The sequence below is a fragment of the Embleya sp. NPDC050154 genome (genome assembly GCF_044460165.1).
GTDB lineage: Bacteria > Actinomycetota > Actinomycetes > Streptomycetales > Streptomycetaceae > Embleya.
Genome location: NZ_JBITJP010000022.1, coordinates 132,843 through 153,506 on the forward strand (window position 1 = coordinate 132,843; position 20,664 = coordinate 153,506).

A 20,664-nucleotide genomic window follows, 5' to 3' on the forward strand; every position below is an offset into this window, starting at 1 on the left:
TCTCATGTCAACGCCTGACCAGCCCGGGGAGACCGTGTCCAAAGCCGGCACGCGGGAGTGGATCGGTCTCGCCGTCCTGGTCCTGCCCTGCATGCTCGTGTCGATGGACATGTCGGTTCTGTTCATGGCGCTGCCCTTCCTCAGCTCCGACCTCGAGCCCAGCAGCAGTGAACTGCTGTGGATCATGGACGCCTACGGATTCCTGCTCGCAGGTCTGCTCATCACCATGGGCACCGTCGGCGACCGCATCGGCCGCCGACGCCTGTTGCTCATGGGTGCGGTCGGGTTCGGCTCCGCGTCGATCCTCGCGGCATACGCGACCAGTCCGGCCGCACTGATCGCGGCCCGCGCGCTGCTCGGGGTCGCGGGTGCCACCCTCGCACCGTCCACGCTGTCACTGATCCGCAACATGTTCCACGACCCCGGCCAGCGCAGCGCCGCGATCGGCATCTGGACCGCCGGTTTCGCCGGCGGCGGAGTGCTCGGCCCGATCCTCGGTGGTGTGCTCCTCGAACACTTCTGGTGGGGCTCGGTGTTCCTGGTCAACGTGCCGGTCATGCTGCTGCTCTTGGCGCTGGGCCCGGTGCTGCTGCCGGAGTTCCGCGATCCGCGGCCCGGCCGGTTCGACGTCCCCGGGGCGGTGTTGTCGCTCGTCGCGGTCGTCGGTGTCGTCTACGGGATCAAGAAGATCGCCGAGAACGGCTTCTCGTGGACGTATGTCTCGGTCAGTGTGGTCGGGGCGGCCGTGGGGGCGGCCTTCCTGCACCGCCAGCGGGTCATCGAGCATCCGATGCTCGACGTCACGCTGTTCAGGTCGCGGGTGTTCAGCGTCTCGCTCGGCACCAACTGGCTCATGATGCTCGGGCTCGTCGGATTCGGGCTGTTCTCCTCGCAGTTCCTGCAACTCGTCCTCGGCATGGGCCCGTTGGAATCGGCGCTGTGGTCGCTGCCCGCGTTCCTGGTGATGCCGGTGGGTGTCGCACTCGGTACCGTGCTCGCGCCGAGAATCGGCAAACCCAACGTGATCGTGCTCGGATTGACCATCTCGGGCGTCGGATACCTGATCCTGTCCCGGATCCAGGCCGATGCGAGCGTCTGGCACCTGCTGGTCCCCAACGCGGTCACCGCGTTCGGCATCGGCGCGGTGTTCGCTCTGGTCACCGATCTCATCCTGGCGGCGGCACCACCCGAGCGCGCCGGTTCCGCTTCGGCGCTCTCCGAGACCGCGGCCGAGTTCGGCGGCGCGCTGGGCATCGCCGTGTTGGGGAGCATCGGTACGGCGATCTACCGCGGTCACCTCCAGGACAACGCGCCCCGGGCGCTTTCGCCGGAGCAGGTCCACGCCGCCCAGGACACCCTGGGTGGAGCGGTGGAGACCGCGGCCGTCGTCCCACCGGAGACCGGGCGGCAGTTGCTCGACGCCGCGTTCGAGGCGTTCGCCCGCGAGATGCGGGTGATCGCGTTCGTGGCCGCGGGTCTCATGGCGCTGACCGCCGTCCTGGTCGGAACGCTGCTGCGGGGCACTCGCGGGAACGAAGCCGTCCGAGCAGAACCGGCCCCCGAACCGTCAGCCGTGTCGTCACCGGCGGGCTGACCCCCGGCAACGGGCGACCCGCGGGACTCGCCCGGCCGCGACCGGCCGGGCACCCCGCAGCGCTCGCGACGTTGTGGGCAGCCCGACCGGGTTCTCCGCGTCAGGCACAGGAACGCACCGACCCGCGCGAGCACAGCCGGACGCCGGGCCACCGTCGGGGTGTTCCCGTACCTGACCCACAAGACATCCTGGTTCGCGGTGATCGAACTCCGACGAGACGAACGGGACGGTCGTCAAACATCGGTGAGCCCGGTCAAGGTCCGATGAGACTGAACCTCTCGTCGGCTGGAGGCGGCATCGGAACGTGGGACCCGCCGCGAATCCAACGAGGTCACCTGAGCCAACGACAACGTTGTGTGAGACGGGACTTCGGGAGACACCGGCCGCATCCGACCCCGCCGGTTCGGTCTCTCACAAACGGTCGGATGAGACACAGCGGGCGACACCGCGAAACGTCCGAATCGCCCCGGGTTCCGGTCGCACAATTACTTGCACAACCTCGCGCGTGTGCGAGACGGTTCTGCGACGCTGAAAAGGCATGGAATGGACCCCGGCACGGTGTCAGCTTTCGAGGTCGGTGCGCTGGTGGCTGGAGACGCCTGCACGTGGTATCCGGGGGCGGGTAGCAGCCGCCGTACAGCCGTTAACGCCCGAGGTTGATCGTGGCTCCGTGGGGTGATCGCGGTTCGGTGAAGTCCCTTGTTCGCGTGCCTGTTTGATCATCTGCCTCCGTCGACTTCGGAAGCATTCCGAATCGATCGGTCATGCGGTCATCGGGCGGCGACGGTCTCGGTGTCCTGTGCCTCGTCCGATGCAGCCGCAGGGGTGGCATGCTTCGGGCCGCGGACGGCGATGTACACGAGCAGTACGCCCATGACGGCGACGCCTGCCCACATGGACTGCTGCCATCCGTCGACGAAGGACTGTCGTGCGGCGTGGATCAGGTCCGCCTCGTGGGGGCCGGCGCTGCCCGAGGCCTCGAGCGCGTTGGCGATGCCTTCCCGTGCGGTGTCCGCGGTCTCCTGGGGGATGCCGTCCAGCCTGTCGTCGATGGCGTTGCGGTAGCCGGCCGACAGGAGCGCGCCGAGCATGGCGACGCCGAGTGCGGTGCCGAATTCGCGGGTGACGTCGTTGAGCGCGGAGGCGACGCCTTGGTTCTCGCTCGGCAGCGAGCGGGTGATCGCCTCGGTGGAGGGCACCATGGACAGGCCCATGCCGATGCCCATGACCACAATGCCGGGCAGGATCGACAGGTAGCCGCCGTCGACGGAGGCGAACAGGGCCATGAGCGCCAGGCCGGCGCCGGTCAGCGCGATCCCCGCGGCCATGGTCGGGCGGGCGCCGATCCGCGCGGCGAGCCTGGGCGCCAGGTTGGAGGACAGGATCATCGCGATGGCCAGGGGCATCAGCGCCGCCGCGGACAGCAGCCCCGACCAGCCGAGCACGGCCTGGAGGAACGGGAAGAGGACCACTTGGGTACCCGCCTGGACACCGAAGACCACTACCAGCGTGATCGAGCCGCCGGACAGGCCGCGGTCACGGAACAGCCGTACGTCCAGCAACGCGGCGTCGCGGCGGTGCAGTTCCCAGGCCACGAAACCGGCCGCGGCGACGAGACCGACGGCGAGGCCGATCAGCGTCGCCGGTGCGGTCCAGCCGCGCTCGGGGCCCTCCTGCAGGACGAAGACCAGGCCGGCAACGGCGACGACGGAAACCAGTCCGCCGATGGTGTCGAAGGCGTGGGCGGAGCGCTCACGGGAGTTGGGAACCGACTTCAGCGTCATGCCCAGGGCCACGACGACCAGGGATACCGGCAGGACGAACAGCCAACGCCAGTCGGCGACGTCGACGAGAAGGGCGGACAGGAACATGCCCAGGACGCCGCCGCCTCCGGCGACGCCGGTCCACACGCCGATCGCCTTTCCACGCTGCTCCTCGGGGAAGGTGGAGGTGATGACGGCCAGGGTGATGGGCATGATCATTCCCGCACCCACACCGCTCGCGGCGCGCGCGGCCAGCATCACCTCGGCAGTCGGGGCCACGGCCGCCGCAATGCTCCCGACGCCGAAGACGGCCAGCCCCGCGACCAGCATGGGCTTGCGGCCCAAGCGGTCACCGATCGCGCCGAGCGGAAGCAGCAGCGCGGCCAGGGTGAGGGTGTAGATGTTGACGATCCACAGGACCGTGCTCTGCGAGGTGTCGAAGTCGACGGCCATCTCCGTCTGGGCGACGATCAGTCCGGACACGGACGCGATGACGGCCATCAGCGCCATCGACACGGCGATCAGGATCGCGCGCAGCTGACGCGCATCCGGCGCACCACCGCTGCTGCCGTCAGCGGGTACCGCCTGTACAGGGCTCGTACTCATGAGGATTCCTCTCAAAAGGGCATACGGAGTCAGCGCCAGAGCAGAACCGTTCACCGAGTGAATGGGGAGGGTTCCGACCGCCCCGCGCAGCGCTTGGCGGGGTGGCACGGTGAGCCGGTGCGGGGCCACGTCAGGTGGAGGCGCCCTGTGCCGCGGCGAGGGCCCCGTCGGTGTCGGCGGCAGCCATCGGGGCGTTCGATGTGGGAGACCGCCCCGCGCCCCACGGCGAAGGCTTCGGCTGGGGCGGTCAGGTCTGTGACGTTGCAGGCCGGCCGCACGCCCAGGTCCTCTCTTCGGGTCGCTTGCTCTCGGGGAGTTGAGCGGAACAGCGACCCGATTCCTGACAGGAACTGCGAGTGGCATGAGTCACAGAGCGGCAGGAGCGCAGCCCGACTGTGCTCGTGACGGAGGCCGAGCTGAACGAGGTGGGCTGGTGCCGATCGCCGTCGACATCAACGTCATGCTCGCCAAGCGAAATATGTCGGTGGGTGAACTCGCCGACCGCATCGGCATCACACCCGCCGACGTTGCAGTGCTCAAGGACGGTCGCGCCACGACTGTCCGTTCCACCACCCTCGCCGCACCGTGAGGATCAAGGGCCGGCAGACGCATGGTCCTTGCCGTGCGGGTGCGACGGTTCGCGTGCGACCGGACGTGCTGTTCGCTGAGCGGTCGACCCCGCTTCGCTGCTGTGTTGCAGGGGCCGCACCGCCCCTGCCCGCAGCCGCACCGTGCTGACCCGGCGGAGCTTGTGCGCCGCCGCGGTCATTCCCGGGAGGTGCTCCTGCTCGCCCTGTGACCCACGTCACACTCAGTTCCTGTCAGGAATCGGGGCGCTGTCCCGCTCAACTCACGAAGAGCAAGCGAACTGACAGGAGCGAGACATGAAGCACCGCATCGTCGTCCTGGGCGCCGGCTACGCGGGGGCCTACGTCGCCGGGAACCTGGCGCGCCGGCTGTCCCCGGCGGAGGTCGAGGTCACCGTGGTCAACGCCGTGCCGGACTTCGTCCAGCGACTGCGGCTGCACCAGCTCGCCGCCGGCCGGCAGATCGACGCCCCGAAACTCGCCGACGTCTTCGCGGGCACCGCGATACGGCTGCGCCTGGCCAGGATCACCGCCGTCGACCCGGAGCGCCGGGTCGTCACGGTGGCCGACGCGAACGGCGGCGGCGAACTCGGCTACGACACACTCCTGTACGCGCTCGGCAGCCACGGCGACAACGGCGCCGTCCCCGGCGCGGCCGAGCACGCCTTCGACATCGCCGCCCGGCCCTCGGCGCTGCGCCTGCGCGAGCGCCTGGACAGTCTGGGTGGGCGGGGCGAAGGCGGGAATGTCTTGGTGGTCGGCGACGGGTTGACCGGCATCGAGACCGCCACCGAGATCGCCGAGTCCCGGCCCGGGCTGTCGGTGACACTGATCGCCCGCGGCGAGCTCGGTGCCCGGCTGTCCGCCGGGGCCCGCGGCCACCTGCGCCGGGCCTGCGACCGGCTGGGCGTCACCGTCCTGGAGCACACCAGCGTGGAAGCTGTCGAGGCGGCGCGGGTGTTGTGCGCGGACGGCAGCGTCCTGGCGTCGGATGCGACCGTCTGGACGGCCGGGTTCGCGGTCGACCCCCTCGCCGCCGCCGGCGGGCTGGAGGTCACCGACCAGGGTCGGATCGTCGTCGACCGCAGCATGAGGTCGGTGTCGCACCCGAACGTCTACGCCGTCGGCGACAGCGCCTACGCCATCGGCGACAACGGCAAGCCTCTGCCGATGTCCTGCGCGACGGCCGGCTACACCGGCATGCAGGCCATGAACGCGATAGTGGGAGGCCTGACCGGCCGCAAGGTCGCGAACGTCAAGCTGGTCTACGCGTTCAACCACATCAGCCTCGGACGACGCGACGGGCTCTGGCAGACGGTCGACGACCAAGCCCAGCCGAAGCCCAAGTATGTGAGCGGCCGCAAAGCCGCTCGAATCAAGTCGGGCATTCTCAAGCTGTCGCTGTGGACCACCTCGCACCCGACCTTCTGCCTGCCCACGCGCAAGCACCGCCTGGCCACCGCACCGAACACAGCCACCGACCGGGTGGCCGCCGACAAGCCCGGCCGCGCCGCCGCCTAGGGTCGTCCCCGTGGACAACAGCACCGCCGTCGACCGCTTCGACACCAACCGGTTCGAGGCCGGCCGCAACCGGCTGGCCTCGCTGGCGTACCGCATGCTGGGCTCCGCCGCCGACGCCGAAGACGCCGTGCAGGACGCGTTCCTGCACTGGCAGGCCGCCGACCGGCAGCAGATCAAGGCGCCGGAAGCTTGGCTGACCAAGGTCGTCACCAACCTGTGCCTGGACAAGCTCCGCTCCGCGCACACCCGCCGCGAACGCACCGCCGGCGCCTGGCTGCCCGAACCACTCCTGGCAGGCGACCCGATGCTCGGCCCGGCCGACACCTTCGAGCAGCGCGAATCGGTCTCCCTCGCGATGCTGACCCTCATGGAACGCCTGACACCGCTGGAGCGGGCCGTCTACCTCCTGCGCGAGGCGTTCTCCTACCACCACGCCGAGATCGCAGACATCCTCGACATCACCGACTCCGCCAGCCAGCAGCACCTCCACCGGGCCCGGCACCGCATCACCGCCGAGCGCCGCCGCAGCGGCGGCGAAGTCGACCCGGCGTCCGCCCGCCGGATCGTCGAGGAATTCCTCGCCGCCGCGTCCTCGGGCCGTACCGAACGGCTGGTGGCGCTGCTCACCGACGACGCCATCGCCGTCTCCGACTCCAACCTCGCGGGCCTGGCCGAGAAGCTGCTGCGCTACGACACCCCGCAGCGCATCGCCGCCATCGCCCGGGCCGGCTTCAAACCCGCACCCGCGAAACGCCGACTCGCCGGCGGCCCGCCCGCCGCCCACTACGCGGTCGTCAACGGCGCCCCCGCCATCCTTTTCGTGCTCGCCGACCGGGTCGTCGGCTCCGTCACGTTCGACATCGCCGACGGCAGGATCGCCACCGTGCGCGGCATCGCCGCCCCCACCCGCCTCGCCCGCCTCACCCAAGCCTGGCGTCTGCAGGAACCGGACACGCCGCTCATCACCCGGTGGTGATCCGACGCCGACCGCGACCAACCACGTCACCTGGGCCGCGGGCGGCGTGGGCACGCTGCTGGTTCAGCTCGCACACGCTGCCGGAGCACGGTCGTCGGCGTGGCGCGAGGCGAACGCAAGCCGGCACTGGTGCGGTGGCCCTCGACGGCCGGTCCGTGGACGTGCTCCTGGACGGCGTCGGGGGCGAACTCGGCACGTGGGCCTTCGCGTTGGTGGCCGACGGTGGGCGCGTATCCGCCCACGGCGCGGCCGGCGGTGGGTTCGCCGAGGTGGGCGAGGCCGACGCACGGACGCGGGGCATCGTCGTGCGGGGCATCGCCGATGTGCAGTTCGACGCGCCGGAGATCGTGCGGCTGACGACCAGGGCGCTCGAGGAGGCGACGGCCGGGCGGCTGCGCCCGGTGATCGCGCGCGAGTTCCCGCCGTCCGAGGCCGTCCACGCTCATCGCGCCATGGAGGCCCGCGCGATCGCGGGCAAGGCCCTGCTCATCCCATAGCCCCGCGGAGCAGGCACCACCTCGCGGTGTCCCGCCCCCACGCGGCGAGCAGGGCCAGGACGAGCAGCCGTGCGGCCGCGCGTGCCCCATGCGCGACGGTGTCGGGTCCGAGGGGGTCCAGACGCTCTGAGCCCGGGCGCCGGTCGGGCCGGGCCGGCGACGGGGGCGGGCGACCGATCCGGGGAGTTCAGCACCGGCGCGCCTCCCCCTACGAAGCCGGGACGGCTGTCATCCGCGCGGAGCCGAGATACAGCCCGACCGAACTTGCGAGAGCGGTCCGAACGTGCGGGGACCTGATGCGGTTGAGCGCCGAGGTCCGCCGGACCGATAGCGGCGATGCCCTGCTGATCGGCGTCATTGGGACCACGAATGCCTCCGCGCGCTGCTGATCGACCATCCGACGGCCACAGGACGATCACCTCCCCACGACTCGACACCCGCCGGCCCGTCACGTCGCCGAAGCGGTCCGAGGACGCCTGGGCACTCCGGCTTCGGCACGGACCGTCGACCACGTCGTTCCGTTCACGGCTCCGTTGCCCATCGAGATAGCCCCCGTGGGTCGGCCGCCACAGGACAAGCCGGTGCCCGCGGTCCGTCCTGTAGTTTCCACAGGTTGGCGTAGATGCCGCCGAGGGCCAGGAGTTCGTCGTGTGTTCCGTGTTCGGCCACGATGCCGCCGGGGCTCATGACGTAGATGCGGTCGGCGCCTCTGACCGTGGAGAGTCGATGTGCGATGACGACCATGGTGCGGTCGGTTCCGAATGCCTGCAGGGCGTGCTGGATGGCGGCTTCGGTCTCGTTGTCGACGGCGGAGGTGGCCTCGTCGAGGATGACGATCGGGGGGTTGCGCAGGATGGTGCGGGCCAGTGCGATGCGCTGTTTCTGTCCGCCGGACAGCGCGGCTCCGCGCTCGCCCACCATGGTGTCGTAACCGGCGGGCAGATCGGTGATGAACGAGTGTGCGCCGGCGGTGCGGGCGGCGGCGACGAGTTGTTCGTCGGTGGCGTCGAACGTGCCGTAGCGGATGTTGTCGGCGATCGTGCTGTCGAACAGGAAGGGCTCCTGGGTGACGTACCCGATGGCCCGGCGCAAGTCGGGCAGGCCGAGGCCGCGTACGTCGGCGCCGTCGAGGAGCACTCGGCCTTCGTCCGGGTGTCGGAAGCGCATGAGGAGTTTGGCGACGGTGGACTTGCCCGCGCCGGTGGTGCCGACGATGCCGGTGGTCCGGCCGGGGGCGATGGACAAGGAGGTGTCTCGGAGTGTGGCGGGTCGTCCGGGATAGGCGAAGGTCACCTCCCGTAGTTCGATCTTCCCCACCACCCGTTGCGCGGGGAGCGGGCGGCCTTCGATGCCGGATTCGACGGGCAGGTCGTGCAGGCTATCCACCCGGTCCAAGGCGGCGAGGGTGCGCTGGTACTGGTCGGTGATGGAACCCAATCGGGTCAGCTTCGCCAAGGCGTTGGCCGGCATTTCGATCAACGGGCCGAAGGCTTCCGCGGGAAGTTGACCGTCGAGGACGGCTCGGCCGCCCAGGAGCAGGGTGCCCACCAGTGCCGAGCAGGCGGACAGCCGCAGGATCTGGGTTTGGGCCGCGGCGCTGCGATCGGTGGAATTGTTGGCTTCGCGGTAGTCCCGGCTCAGGCCGCGGATGCGCGTGTTCTCGTGTTCCTCGGTGCATACGGCTTTGACGGTGGTGTGGGCCTGGAGGTTGTCGGCCATGCGGTTGTGCAATCGACCTCGGTGCTCGCCGGAGGCGATGTGGTCGGCGACGGCGCGCTCGTGGAACCGGAAGGACAGCCAGGCGACCAGCGGGACCGGCGCGAAGGCGACCCATGCGAGTTGCGGGGCCAGCAGCAGGTACACGGGGATGAGCACGGCGAGGCTGGTGGTCAGTTGGATCACCTCGTGCAGGTTGCTGCCGACGAAGCTCCCCAATTGGCTGATGTCCTCGGTGAGCACCGTGTTGACGCGACTGGTGCGCTCGCTCTCCAGGTCCGCCGGGGCCAGTTGTTGCACGTGGGCGTAGGTTCGGGTGCGCCAGTCGTCCTCGACCGTCTGTCCCAGCCGGCGCCACGCGAAGTCGGCGCCGTAGCCCAAAGCGGCCATGGTGAGGCAGGCGAGCGCGGCGGCACCGACGAGGACGGGCAGTTGGGTGGCGACGCCCGCGATGCCGAGCCGGGCCAGTATCGTGCTCTCGCCTCTGGCGAGCAGGAGGACGATCGAGGGGACCAGGGCGTAGAGCGTCATCTCCGCGAGCTGGGCAAGCACGGACAAGGTCGTTGCCGCGCCGAGCTTGCGCTTGTGCCGGCCGATGACGCGTCGGAGCGGCCGGCGGCGTGGGGTCGTTTCACCCGATTGTGGCGATGTCCGGTCGGATTGCCGCCACGCCTTTTTGACCACGATCGCGGTCGCGGCGGCGGCCAGGCCGAGACTGACGAGCGGGTTGGCGAGCAATGTCATGCCGAATTTGCCGCACGCCGTGATCGCGACGGCCGCGACCGTGCCGCGGACCACCGTTGCCGACCGCTTGCCGCGTCGCGTCGGGGCGGACGGTTCTCCCCGAGGCCGGGCGGGTTCCGAGGCGTTCGCCGTATCCGGCGATGCGAGTGGACGGTTGGCGTGTGTTCGCGCGTACTCCAGGCTCCGTGCGACTGCCTCTCGCGCGTAGTCGGCGATGACCCGAGAGGGGACCTCTGGGTCGTGCAGGATCAGCATGCGCCCGGTGGCCGGGTTCGCGCGTGCCTCGACGATGTTCTCGTGCCGGTTGAGGAAGGTCTCGATCAGTCGGGCGAGGACGGGGTTGCCGTACAGGCCCGCGACCTCCCAGCGTTGTCTGCCCGGGATCACCGAACGGGCACGCGGTGCCGTCCGAGGATCCGATTCGCGGGTCACCGGGCCGTGGGCGCGTCTGGCTGTTGACAAGGACATCGCGACAATCACCGGTTTCCGGGATCGGGCGCCGCACGGTGCGGCGCCACGACAAGGCACTGCAACGCCCGGCGGCACAGGGAATGGCTTGTTCCGAGGACGGTTGGAGCCGGCCGGCACGGGAAGGGCAGGAGCTCCATCGAGCTGTGGTCCGTGCTCATCGCTGTTCGAACGGACGTGTGCGGAGGCCTCGATCGCACGCCTCGACCAGGGGAGTCGCTGCGTCCGCCAACCTGCTCAGCGGCTGGTGGGGGGACTGTACGGCCGCTTCCAGCAGTCGTACCCAACGCACGCAGAGACCCTCGACCGTCTCCCGGTCGAACAGGTCGGTGCTGAACTGGATGAAGCCGTCCAGTCCGCGGTGGCTGCCGTCCGCATGTCCATGCTCTGTCAGGCTGATGCCGAGGTCCGATTTCGTCGTTCCTGTCGACGTGGCGATCTCGCTTACTCGGATCCCCGGTAGATCGAAGTCGTAGTCCGGGGTGTTCTGCAACACCAGCTTGACCGGAAACAGCGGCTGGCGGGCCGGGGACCGGGTGGGGTCGAGGGCTTGCACCAGGTGTTCGAAGGGCAGGTCCTGGTGGGCGTAGGCGGCGAGGGCCGTTTCGCGGACGCGTTCCAGGAGTTGGGTGAAGGTGGGGTCGCCGGAGGTGTCGGTGCGCAGCACCAGGGTGTTGACGAAGTACCCCACCAGGTTGTCGAGGGCCTGGTCGGTGCGTCCGGCGATGGAGCTGCCGACGGGGATGTCGCTGCCCGCGCCGAGTTTGGTGAGCAGGGCTGCCAGGCTCGCCTGGAGCACCATGAACAGGCTCGCCCCGGACCGACGGCCCAGTTCGGCCAACGCCGTGTGCAGTTCCGCGTTGATGTGCAGGGGAGCTTCGTCGCCGTCGTGTGAGGTGTGGGCGGGGCGGGGCCGATCGTAGGGAAGCGTGAGTTCGTCGGGCAGGCCGGCCAGTGCGTCGGTCCAGTAGGTGAGTTGACGGTTCAGACGGCTGTCGGGGTCGGCGGGGTCGCCGAGCAACCGGTGGTGCCATTGGGTGTAGTCGGCGTATTGGATCGGCAGGGATGCCCAGTTGGGCTCCTCGCTCCGGGAGCGGACGGTGTAGGCGGTCGTGAGGTCGCGGGCCAGGGGCATCATCGACCAGCCGTCGGCCGCGATGTGGTGGATCACGATCAACAGCACGTGCTCGGTCGGCCTCAGCACGAACAGCTCGGCGCGCAAAGGAGGTTCTGCGACCAGGTCGAACGCGTACCGGGCAGCTTCCGCCAATCGATCCGGCAGTTCCGCGTCGTCGACCGCGGTTGTACGCAGCCGGGGTCGGACCGCAGAGGTGTCCAGCAACCTCTGGAAGGGCTCACCATCGGTCTCCGGGAAAACCGTACGGAGACTCTCGTGCCGGGCCACGACATCGCCCAACGCTTTTTCCAGAGCGTCCCGGTCGAGGTCGCCGGACAGGCGCAGTGCCAAGGGGATGTTGTAGGTGGGGTCGGGGCCCTCCAGGCGGTACATGAACCACAGGCGCCGCTGTGCGAACGAAAGCGGCAATCTCTCGGGTCGTGGCGCGGGCAGCAGTGCGGCACGGGCAGGCAGCGCGCCGGCGTCGAGCCGGGCGGCCAACTCGGCGGCGGTGGGGGCCTCGAACAGTGCGCGTACGGCCACCTCCGCGCCAAGGGCGGTGCGGATGCGGCTGGTGAGTCGGGTGGCGAGGAGGGAGTGGCCGCCCAGGGCGAAGAAGTCGTCGTCGATTCCGACGGTGGGTACGCCGAGGGTTTCGGCGAACAGCTCGCACAGCACGCGTTCGCGTGGGGTGCGCGGAGGTCGGCCGGTTGTGGTGGTGGTCGTCGGGTCGGGTGCGGGCAGGGCGGCCCGGTCCAGCTTCCCGTTCGCCGTCGAGGGCAGCGTGTCCAGCACCGTGAACACCGACGGCACCATGTGGTCGGGGAGGGTGCGGCGAAGACGGGCTCTCAGGCGGGCCGGTTCCGTCTCGGAGCCCGGGGCCGGCACCACGTAGGCGATTAGGTGCGTGTCCCCGCGGTGGTTCTCGTGCGCGATGACGACGGCTTGGGTGACGGTGGGGTCGGTGGTCAGGGCCGTCTCGATCTCGCCGGGTTCGATCCGGTGTCCGCGGACCTTCACCTGGTGGTCGGTACGGCCGAGGTACTCCAACTGTCCGTCACGACGCCGGCGGACCAGATCCCCGGTGCGGTACATACGCGTCCCGGGCGGTCCGTACGGGTCGGCCACGAACCGCTGCGCGGTCAGACCCGGCCTGCCCAGATAGCCACGCGCCAGACCCACCCCCGCCACGTACAACTCACCCGCCACCCCCGGCGGCACCAACCCCAACGACGCATCCAACACATAGGCACGTGCCCCGGCAACGGGCGATCCGATGACCGGCGTCGCGGCGGCGTCGAGCCGCGCTCGAACCGCGTCCACCGTGCACTCCGTCGGCCCGTACATGTTGTGTGCCGTCAGGCCGTCCACGGCCCGCAGTTCCCGCCACAGCCGTTCCGGCAGCGCCTCGCCGCCGAGGACGGCCACGCTCGGCCGCCACAGCTCGTTCGTGAACAGACCCTTGTCGGCCAGGACGCGCATGTACGTGGGGGTGACGTCGACACTGTCGATCCGGTGACGCACCAGCCACGCCGAGAACCGATCGGCGTCGCTCCAGGTGGCGGCGTCGACGATGTGGAGTTCGTGGCCGTCCACCAGGGCCGCGAGTTGCGCCCAGGAGGCGTCGAAGGACACCGAGGCGGTCAACGCCACCCGCAACCGCCTGCCGCACTTCTCCGCCGCCGGCGCGAACACCTGTTCGCGATACTGGCAAGCCGTCTCCACTACGCTCGTGTGGCGGGCGACGACTCCCTTGGGTGTCCCGGTCGATCCGGAGGTGTAGATCACGTACGCCGGGTGGTCGGGCATCAGCCTCGGCGCCGGGTCGGCGTCCGGCATGGCCCGCAGCAGCTCGACGGTCTCCGGCGCATCGAGCAGCACGTGTGGCGTGTGGGTGCCGACGCCGCGCGCGGCGGCCGTGGGGGTATCGGTCACCAGCAGCACGGGCCGGGCGTCCTGGACCATGGCCTCGATGCGTGCCGCCGGGTAGTCCGCGTCCAGCGGAAGGTAGGCGGCCCCGGCCTTGAGCACCGCGAGGACCGCCACGACCAGGGACGCCGAGCGTGGCAGGGCGACGCCGACGACGTCCTCGGCTCCGACGCCGCGGGCGATCAACGCGTGGGCCAGCCGGTTGGCCCCGGTCTCCAGTTCGGCGTAGGTGAAGGTGGTGTCGTCGGCCACCACCGCGACCGCGTCCGGCGTGGTGCGGGCCTGGACGCGGAAGAGCTCGGGGATCGTGCCCGCGTGCGGTCGCGTCGCCGTCGTCCCGCCGTCGGGGTCGCCCACGAGCAGGTGGCGCTCGTCGGCGGACAGTACGTCGATGCGGTCGAGGGGCTGCTCCGGGGCGTGCACGACGGCCCGCAGCAGCCGTACCCAGCGTGCGGTCAGGTCCTGCACGGTGGTCGGGTCGAACAGGTCGGTGGCGTACTCGACGGCGCCGTTCATGCCCAGGCACCGTCCGCCCTCGGAGCGCCGGTCGGTGAGGGCGATGTCCAGGTCGAACTTGGCCGTTGCGGTCGGTACCGGGGCGGCGCGGGTGTCCAGTCCCGGGAGGGAGAATGCCTCGGCTTCGGCGGTGTCGACGGAGAGCATCACCTGGAACAGCGGATGACGGGCCGGAGTCCGGTTCGGGTTGAGCGCCTGCACCAGGTGTTCGAAGGGCAGGTCCTGGTGGGCGTAGGCGGCGAGGGCCGTTTCGCGGACGCGTTCCAGGAGTTGGGTGAAGGTGGGGTCGCCGGAGGTGTCGGTGCGCAGCACCAGGGTGTTGACGAAGTACCCCACCAGGTTGTCGAGGGCCTGGTCGGTGCGTTCGGCGATCGGGCTGCCGACGGGGATGTCGCTGCCCGCGCCGAGTTTGGTGAGCAGGGCTGCCAGGCTTGCGTGGAGCACCATGAACAGGCTGGATCCTGACCGGCGGGCCAGTTCCGCCAACGCCGCATGGAGTTCCGCGTCCAGCTCGAAGTCGACGTGGTCGCCGTGATGCGAGGCGACTACGGGACGGGGCCGACCGTGCGGGAGCGAGAGTTCGTCGGGCAGGTCGGCCAACACGCGTTTCCAGTAGGCGAGTTGGCAGTTCAGCAGGCTGTCGGGGTCGGCGCGGTCGCCGAGTAGTCGATGCTGCCAAAGGGTGTAGTCGGCGTACTGCACCGGCAGAGGTTCCCATTCGGGTGCCCGGTTCCGCCTCCGTGCCGCGTAGGCCGTCGCGAGGTCTCGGGCCAAGGGCTCCAGGGACCAACCGTCGGCCGCGATGTGGTGGATGACGATCAGGAGCACGTGCTCGGTGGGATCGAGCGCGAACAGCTCGGCATGCAGCGGAGGTTCGGTGAGCAGGTCGAAGGCGTGTCGAGCGCCTTCGGCCAGCCGCGACGCAAGCGTGGCCTCGGTCACCTGGGTGATCGCGAGCGGGGAGCGCGCCGCGGACGTACCGATGATCTGCTGGAAGGGAACGTCGTCGGTTTCCGGAAACACAGTGCGCAGGCTCTCGTGCCGGGCCATGACATCGTCCAACGCCCGCTTCAGCGCGGCTCGATCGAGAGCGCCTGTCAGGCGCAGCGCCAGAGGGATGTTGTAGGTGGCGCCGGGGCCCTCCAGACGGTGAAGGAACCACAGTCCTTGCTGTGCGAACGACAGCGGCACCTTTTCCGGGCGCTCGCCGGGAGTCAGCCGCGGCCGTGCCTGTCCCGCTTCGTCCAAGTGGGCCGCCAGACCCGTGACCGTGGGTGCTTCGAAGAGTGTGCGCAGGTTGACGTCGGTGTCCAGGACGGTGCGGATGCGGCCGGTGAGTCGGGTGGCGAGGAGGGAGTGGCCGCCCAGGGCGAAGAAGTCGTCGTCGATTCCGACGGTGGGTACGCCGAGGGTTTCGGCGAACAGCTCGCACAGCACGCGTTCGCGTGGGCTGCGCGGGAGTCGGCCGGTTGTGGTGGTGGTCGTCGGGTCGGGTGCGGGCAGGGCGGCCCGGTCCAGCTTCCCGTTCGCAGTCAAGGGCAGCGCGTCCAGCACCGTGAACACCGACGGCACCAGATGCGAGGGCAACCGGGACCGCAGACGCCCGCGCAGCGATCCGGTGTCGACACCGGCACCGGCGGCCGGCACCACATAGGCGACCAGTCTGTCCTCGTGCGCGATGACGACGGCTTGGGTGACGGTGGGGTCGGTGGTCAGGGCCGTCTCGATCTCGCCGGGTTCGATCCGGTGTCCGCGGACCTTCACCTGGTGGTCGGTACGGCCGAGGTACTCCAACTGTCCGTCACGACGCCGGCGGACCAGATCCCCGGTGCGGTACATACGCGTCCCGGGCGGTCCGTACGGGTCGGCCACGAACCGCTGCGCGGTCAGACCCGGCCTGCCCAGATAACCGCGCGCCAGACCCACCCCCGCCACGTACAACTCACCCGCCACCCCCGGCGGCACCAACCCCAACGACGCATCCAACACATAGGCACGGCTCCCGAGGATCGGCCACCCGATGGGCGGCGCCGCATCCCCGGGGGTCAGGGGAGCACTCATCGTCGCGCACACCGTGGTTTCCGTCGGGCCGTACGCGTTGATCATCCGCCGCCCCGGTGCCCATCGCGCCACCAATCCCGCCGGACACGCCTCGCCCGCCACGACCAAGGTCGCCACACGGGTGTCCGCCTCGGACAGCGCGGCCAGGACGGACGGCGGTACGGTCGCGTGGGTAACGCCGAGCTGCGGATCGATCAGGGCGGACAACGGGTCGACCGTGGAGGCGAGCACCAGCGCTGCTCCGGTCGACAGGGCGGTACACAGCTCCGACACGGAGGCGTCGAAGCTGGGCGAGGCGAACTGCAGCACGCGGCTGCGCGCGTCGATCGCGAACCGCTCCGCCTGGGCGGCGACCAGGGTTCCCACGCCGACGTGGGTGACCACCACCCCCTTCGGCAGCCCGGTCGACCCCGACGTGTAGATCACGTACGCGGGCCTCCTCGGATCCACGACGATCCCCGGATCGTTGTCCGGCTCTCCCGCCGCCAACTCGGCGACCGCTTGCGCGTCGTCGATCACCAGGGCCGGGCGGGCGTCACGGAGCATGTACTCGATGCGCTCCGCCGGATATCCCGGGTCCACCGGCAGGAACGCGGCTCCGGCTTTGAGGACCGCAAGGATCGAGACCACCAGTTCGACACTGCGTGGCAGGGCGAGGGCCACCACGTCCTCGGCCCCGATGCCCCGGGCGACGAATGCGTGGGCCAGCCGATTCGCGCGCGCGTTCAACTCCTCGTAGGTCAGGTCGGTGTCGCCGGCGACCAGTGCCGTCGCCCGCGGGGTGCGCGCCGCCTGGGCCTCGAACAGCACCGGAATCGCAACGGCGACGAGGCATCCCTCGCCGCCGTCGCCCTCCTCGAGCATGCGGCGCCGTTCGTCGGCCGACAGCACGTCGAGTGTGCCGACCGGAAGCGTGGGATCGGCGCCCGCCATGTTCGCCAGCAGGCGCAGGAGCCGCCCCTGGTGGTCCGCGAGGTCGGCGTCGCCGTACACCTGGGGCAACGCGCGCAGTTCCAGGCACAGATCGGTGTGGTTCCGACGGTCCCACACCGCGATCATCAGGTCTGCGAGCAGCCCCGCGGAAACGTTGTGCACGGTGCACGGGTGACCGGCGAAGGTGATGTCGTAGTTGAAGCCCATGAGGTTGACCACCGGTGAGAACACCGCGCCGGCGCCGCGCGGCAGACCGAGGTCACGGGGCAGGTCCTCGCCGCGGTAGCGCTGGTGGGTCACCGCCTCTCGCATTCGCTCGTCGACCTGGACCAGGAAGTCCTCGAGCGCCATGTCGGGCCGTACGCTCAGCCGTACGGGAACCCCGTTGGCCAGCATCCCGGGCGTCGTGCGCGCAGCACGATCCAGGCGGCCGGCCACGGCCAGCCCGACCGTGACGTCCTCCATGCCCGTCAGCCGATGCGCATACAGCGCCACCGCGGCGACCACGAACCGGTTCGGGGGGAGGTTGGCGTGCCAGGCCGCCGCCCGCAGCGCCCGCGGAAGCGGAAGCTCCCGCGTCCTACGGGCCATCCCCGGCACCGAGTGCCCGAAGACCGGTGCCTTCTCGGCGGGCTCGATCTCGCCGCAGCTGTATTCCTCGGCCGTGAACCCCTGGCGAGGCGGAATCGTGACCGCGGGGGACCAGCCCGACAGCCGCTCCGCCCAGTACCTGCGGTCGGTGGCACACTCGTCGGACGCGCGGTACTCCTGGTCGGCGCGGACCAGGGCCGACAACCGGCCGAAGGGGCTGGGACCGGCGTGCTGCCCGCGTGCCAGAGCCGTGTACACCGCAGCGGTCCGTCGCGCCACCAGGGACAGGCCGTACCCGTCCATGACCGCGTGGTGATACATGTGAAACCACCAGAAGCGATCCGATGCCATCCGGAGCAGGGCGAAACCGAACAGCGGACCGGATGCCAGATCCATGGGCTGAGCCAGGTCCGACGCGATCCAGGCCCGTGCGGCGCCGTCCGGATCGGGCTCGTCGCCGACGTCGACCAGCGTCAGGGCCCAGGGCAGTTCGTGTTCCAAAATCTGCAGTGGCCCACCCTCGCCCGGAACCACCCGCACCCGCAGTGCGTCGGTCTCGGCCACGACGACACGCAGCGCCGCCTCGAACATGCCAGGGTCGATCGGTCCGTCGATCTCCAGGTACTCGCCCACGCGCAGCGCTGCGCCCGCTTCCGGAGAACGCTGCTCGGCCAGCCAGATTTCCCGTTGCGCCGCGGTGACCGGAAGAACATCGGCCGAAGGTCCGGCTGCGCAACCGGGGTTCGGCTCCGAGGAAGGATCACGCAGAACGGCAAAGTTACGGCGGGACACGGGCAACCTCCTGCAATGTCCTGAGAGCTCCTCCGCGCTCGTGCGGGCGACATTTCGACCGGTCGAGGGCATGCCAAGGAGTCGGGCCTTCCGCGACGGCATGCGTCGCGGGCGGCCGGAGACGAACGAGAACCTCACGCGCTTTGAAAGGCGAACCCGCCTGGCGGGGCCCTGGGTGATGCATTCATCGTGCCGGCGACGAGCCCCTGTTCCGGTCGTTCGACGGCCCTGCCATTCGAAGGAATGAAGATCTACATCGTCCGCTCGGGTGGCGACCGCAGGCGGCTCGACACGGTCCGCCGCGGGTCGTCTCCGGATTTGCCGGTTCCCGGGCCGCTCCGCGGCTGCTCGGATCAACAGCACCGTGTTCGCGGACCCGACCGGTGCCCGGATGACGAGCCGCGGTCCGGCGATGCCTCCCGGCGCCGTACGGACACGCGCTAGGTCGTCGCCGGGGTGTTCCGGTCCCGGGTCGCGGCGTCCAGTTTGTGGGTGACGAACCGGTCGATGCACCTGAGCGTGCCGAGGTTCTCGGGAACCATGTCCCGGTCGTCGACTCGGATTCCGAGCCTGTCCTCCAAGTGGGTGACCAAGGACAGCAGGCCCAGTGAGTCGAGGATGCCCTTCTCGATCAAGGGCAGGTCGTCGGTGAGGTCGGCCCGGGGTCCTTCCCAGCCGAGATCCTGCACGATGAACGTCCGCACCAGGTCAACGATGTCCCGCATGAGCACTCTCCTCCGCGTCGGCCTTGAGCCGCCGATAGTCGATCTTGTCCGTGGTGGTCCTGGGCAGGGCGGGCAGGGTCCGCATGCGCCACGGGACCATGTAGCTCGGGAGCACGGTGCGGCAGTGGGCCGTCAATCGGGCGGTCGCCACCTCTTCGCGCAACACCGCGAACGCCGCGATGAGGTGTCCGAACTCCTCGCTGGGCACCGCGACGACGGCGCACTCCAGCACGGCGGGATGCGAGGCCAACGCTCGTTCGACCTCGCCGAGTTCGACCCGGTATCCGCGGGTCTTGATCTGGGAGTCCCGCCGTCCGAGGAAGTGCCACCGGCCGTCCGAGTCCTGGGTGACCAGGTCTCCGGTGTGATAGGTGGGGATCCCCGGTCCGTCGACGACGGGGCGCAGTGCGTGCGCGGTGCGGGCCGGGTCGCCGAGGTAGCCGCGCATGACCGTTGTTCCGCGGACGCACAGCTCGCCCGTCTCGCCCACCCCGGCCAGGCGGCCGTCGTCGGTCTCGGCACACAGGTCGATGCCTGGCAAGGGGATCCCGATGGGCAGGGCCGCGGAGTCCGCCGGGAGCGGCCGAGGCACGCGATAGTAGGTGCACACGTTGGTCTCGGTCGGCCCGTAGAGGTTGTAGAAACATGCGTCGGGCAGCGTCCCCAGGGCCGACCGCAGTTGCGGGAGGGGGTAGACCTCGCCCGCGAACAGGACCAGGCGCAATGCGGGCAGGTCGCCGGCACGCAGGCCGCTTCGCGACACCAGGAGGTTGAGCGCCGACGGCACCGAGTACCAGACGGTGATCCGTTGCTCGCGGACGAAGTCGGCCAGCACGGTCGGGAAGGCGGCGGCCTGCGGAGGCACCGGTACCACGGCGGCACCCGCCCACGCGGCGGCGAACACGTCGAAGACCGACAGGTCGAAGTGGAGCGGCGCGTGGTTGGCCAGCCGGTCCTCCCCGGTGACGCGGAACTCCCGTGCCGCCCAGTCCACGAACGACATGGCGTTGCGGTGCGAGATCATCACACCTTTGGGGACTCCCGTGGAGCCCGAGGTGTACAGGACGTAGGCGAGGTCGTCGGGCTCCACCGGGATCTGCGGGGGCTCACCGGACAGTTCGGCGGCGGCCCGGGGGGCTACGACGTCCGTCAGTGGAGAGTCGGGCCCGCCGAGATCCGCTCGCACTCGGGCGGTGTCCTCGTGTGCCGCCAGGATGATCCGGATGCCGGCGTCGATCACGATGGTGCGCAGCCTGGATGCCGGAACGCCCGGGGGCAGCGGGACGTAGGCGGCCCCGGCTGCGAGCACCCCGTAGACGCCGATGAGGGCATCGGCGGTCCGGGGCAGGTGCAGTCCCACACGGTCGCCGGGTCGGACCCCCTGGGACCGCAACAGGTGGGCTACTTGGTTGGCGCGCTGGTCCAACTCGGCGTAGGTGGTGACGCCGGCGTCGTCGATCACGGCAGTGGCGTGTGGAGTACGGGCGGCGCTCTCGCGCAGGAGTTGGTGCAGGAGGTCGGTCATGCG

9 protein-coding genes and 1 pseudogene are annotated in these 20,664 nt (G+C 70.1%); 5 read left to right on the forward strand and 5 right to left on the reverse strand.

The genetic code is table 11. The features are described 5' to 3' along the window. The first annotated feature begins 4 nt into the window (after nucleotides 1-4). On the forward strand, nucleotides 5-1,594 hold the full coding sequence (locus ACIBSV_RS36635; RefSeq protein ID WP_395870897.1) for an MFS transporter: 1,590 nt from the start codon (nucleotides 5-7) through the stop codon (nucleotides 1,592-1,594). A gap of 770 nt (nucleotides 1,595-2,364) precedes the next feature. Here ACIBSV_RS36635 and ACIBSV_RS36640 read toward each other — a convergent pair. Beyond that, complete coding sequence (locus tag ACIBSV_RS36640) at nucleotides 2,365-3,963, reverse strand: MFS transporter (RefSeq protein ID WP_395870899.1); 1,599 nt, start codon at nucleotides 3,961-3,963, stop codon at nucleotides 2,365-2,367. A 433-nt stretch (nucleotides 3,964-4,396) separates the two neighbouring features. Here ACIBSV_RS36640 and ACIBSV_RS36645 point away from each other — a divergent pair. The 4 genes and pseudogenes from ACIBSV_RS36645 to ACIBSV_RS36660 form a co-directional block, all read left to right on the forward strand. Then, nucleotides 4,397-4,546: pseudogene (locus ACIBSV_RS36645) on the forward strand (helix-turn-helix domain-containing protein); the annotation flags it as partial. 301 nt (nucleotides 4,547-4,847) lie between these two features. Continuing rightward, nucleotides 4,848-6,071, forward strand: a complete 1,224-nt coding sequence (locus tag ACIBSV_RS36650; RefSeq protein ID WP_395870901.1) for an NAD(P)/FAD-dependent oxidoreductase — start codon at nucleotides 4,848-4,850, stop codon at nucleotides 6,069-6,071. A gap of 10 nt (nucleotides 6,072-6,081) precedes the next feature. Then, the gene (locus tag ACIBSV_RS36655) at nucleotides 6,082-7,047 is read left to right on the forward strand and encodes a sigma-70 family RNA polymerase sigma factor (protein WP_395870903.1); all 966 of its coding nucleotides are present in this window, start codon (nucleotides 6,082-6,084) and stop codon (nucleotides 7,045-7,047) included. A gap of 134 nt (nucleotides 7,048-7,181) precedes the next feature. Continuing rightward, nucleotides 7,182-7,544: a zinc-binding dehydrogenase gene (locus ACIBSV_RS36660; RefSeq protein WP_395870904.1), complete on the forward strand. Its 363-nt coding sequence runs from the start codon at nucleotides 7,182-7,184 to the stop codon at nucleotides 7,542-7,544. A 522-nt stretch (nucleotides 7,545-8,066) separates the two neighbouring features. On the opposite strand, the gene ACIBSV_RS36665 is transcribed toward ACIBSV_RS36660, so the two are convergent. From ACIBSV_RS36665 to ACIBSV_RS36680, 4 genes are all read right to left on the reverse strand, one after another. Further along, nucleotides 8,067-10,472 (reverse strand): ATP-binding cassette domain-containing protein, encoded by a 2,406-nt coding sequence (locus tag ACIBSV_RS36665; protein WP_395870906.1) that lies wholly within the window; start codon nucleotides 10,470-10,472, stop codon nucleotides 8,067-8,069. 157 nt (nucleotides 10,473-10,629) lie between these two features. Then, nucleotides 10,630-18,411, reverse strand: coding sequence for an amino acid adenylation domain-containing protein (locus tag ACIBSV_RS36670; protein WP_395870908.1), 7,782 nt, complete (start codon nucleotides 18,409-18,411; stop codon nucleotides 10,630-10,632). Between the two features lie 440 nt (nucleotides 18,412-18,851). Further along, the gene (locus tag ACIBSV_RS36675; RefSeq protein WP_395870910.1) at nucleotides 18,852-19,136 is read right to left on the reverse strand and encodes an acyl carrier protein; all 285 of its coding nucleotides are present in this window, start codon (nucleotides 19,134-19,136) and stop codon (nucleotides 18,852-18,854) included. After that, entirely contained in the window at nucleotides 19,120-20,661 is a 1,542-nt protein-coding gene (locus ACIBSV_RS36680; protein WP_395870912.1) for an amino acid adenylation domain-containing protein, read from the reverse strand. The genes ACIBSV_RS36675 and ACIBSV_RS36680 overlap by 17 nt, the downstream gene beginning before the upstream one ends. Between the last annotated feature and the right edge of the window lie 3 nt (nucleotides 20,662-20,664).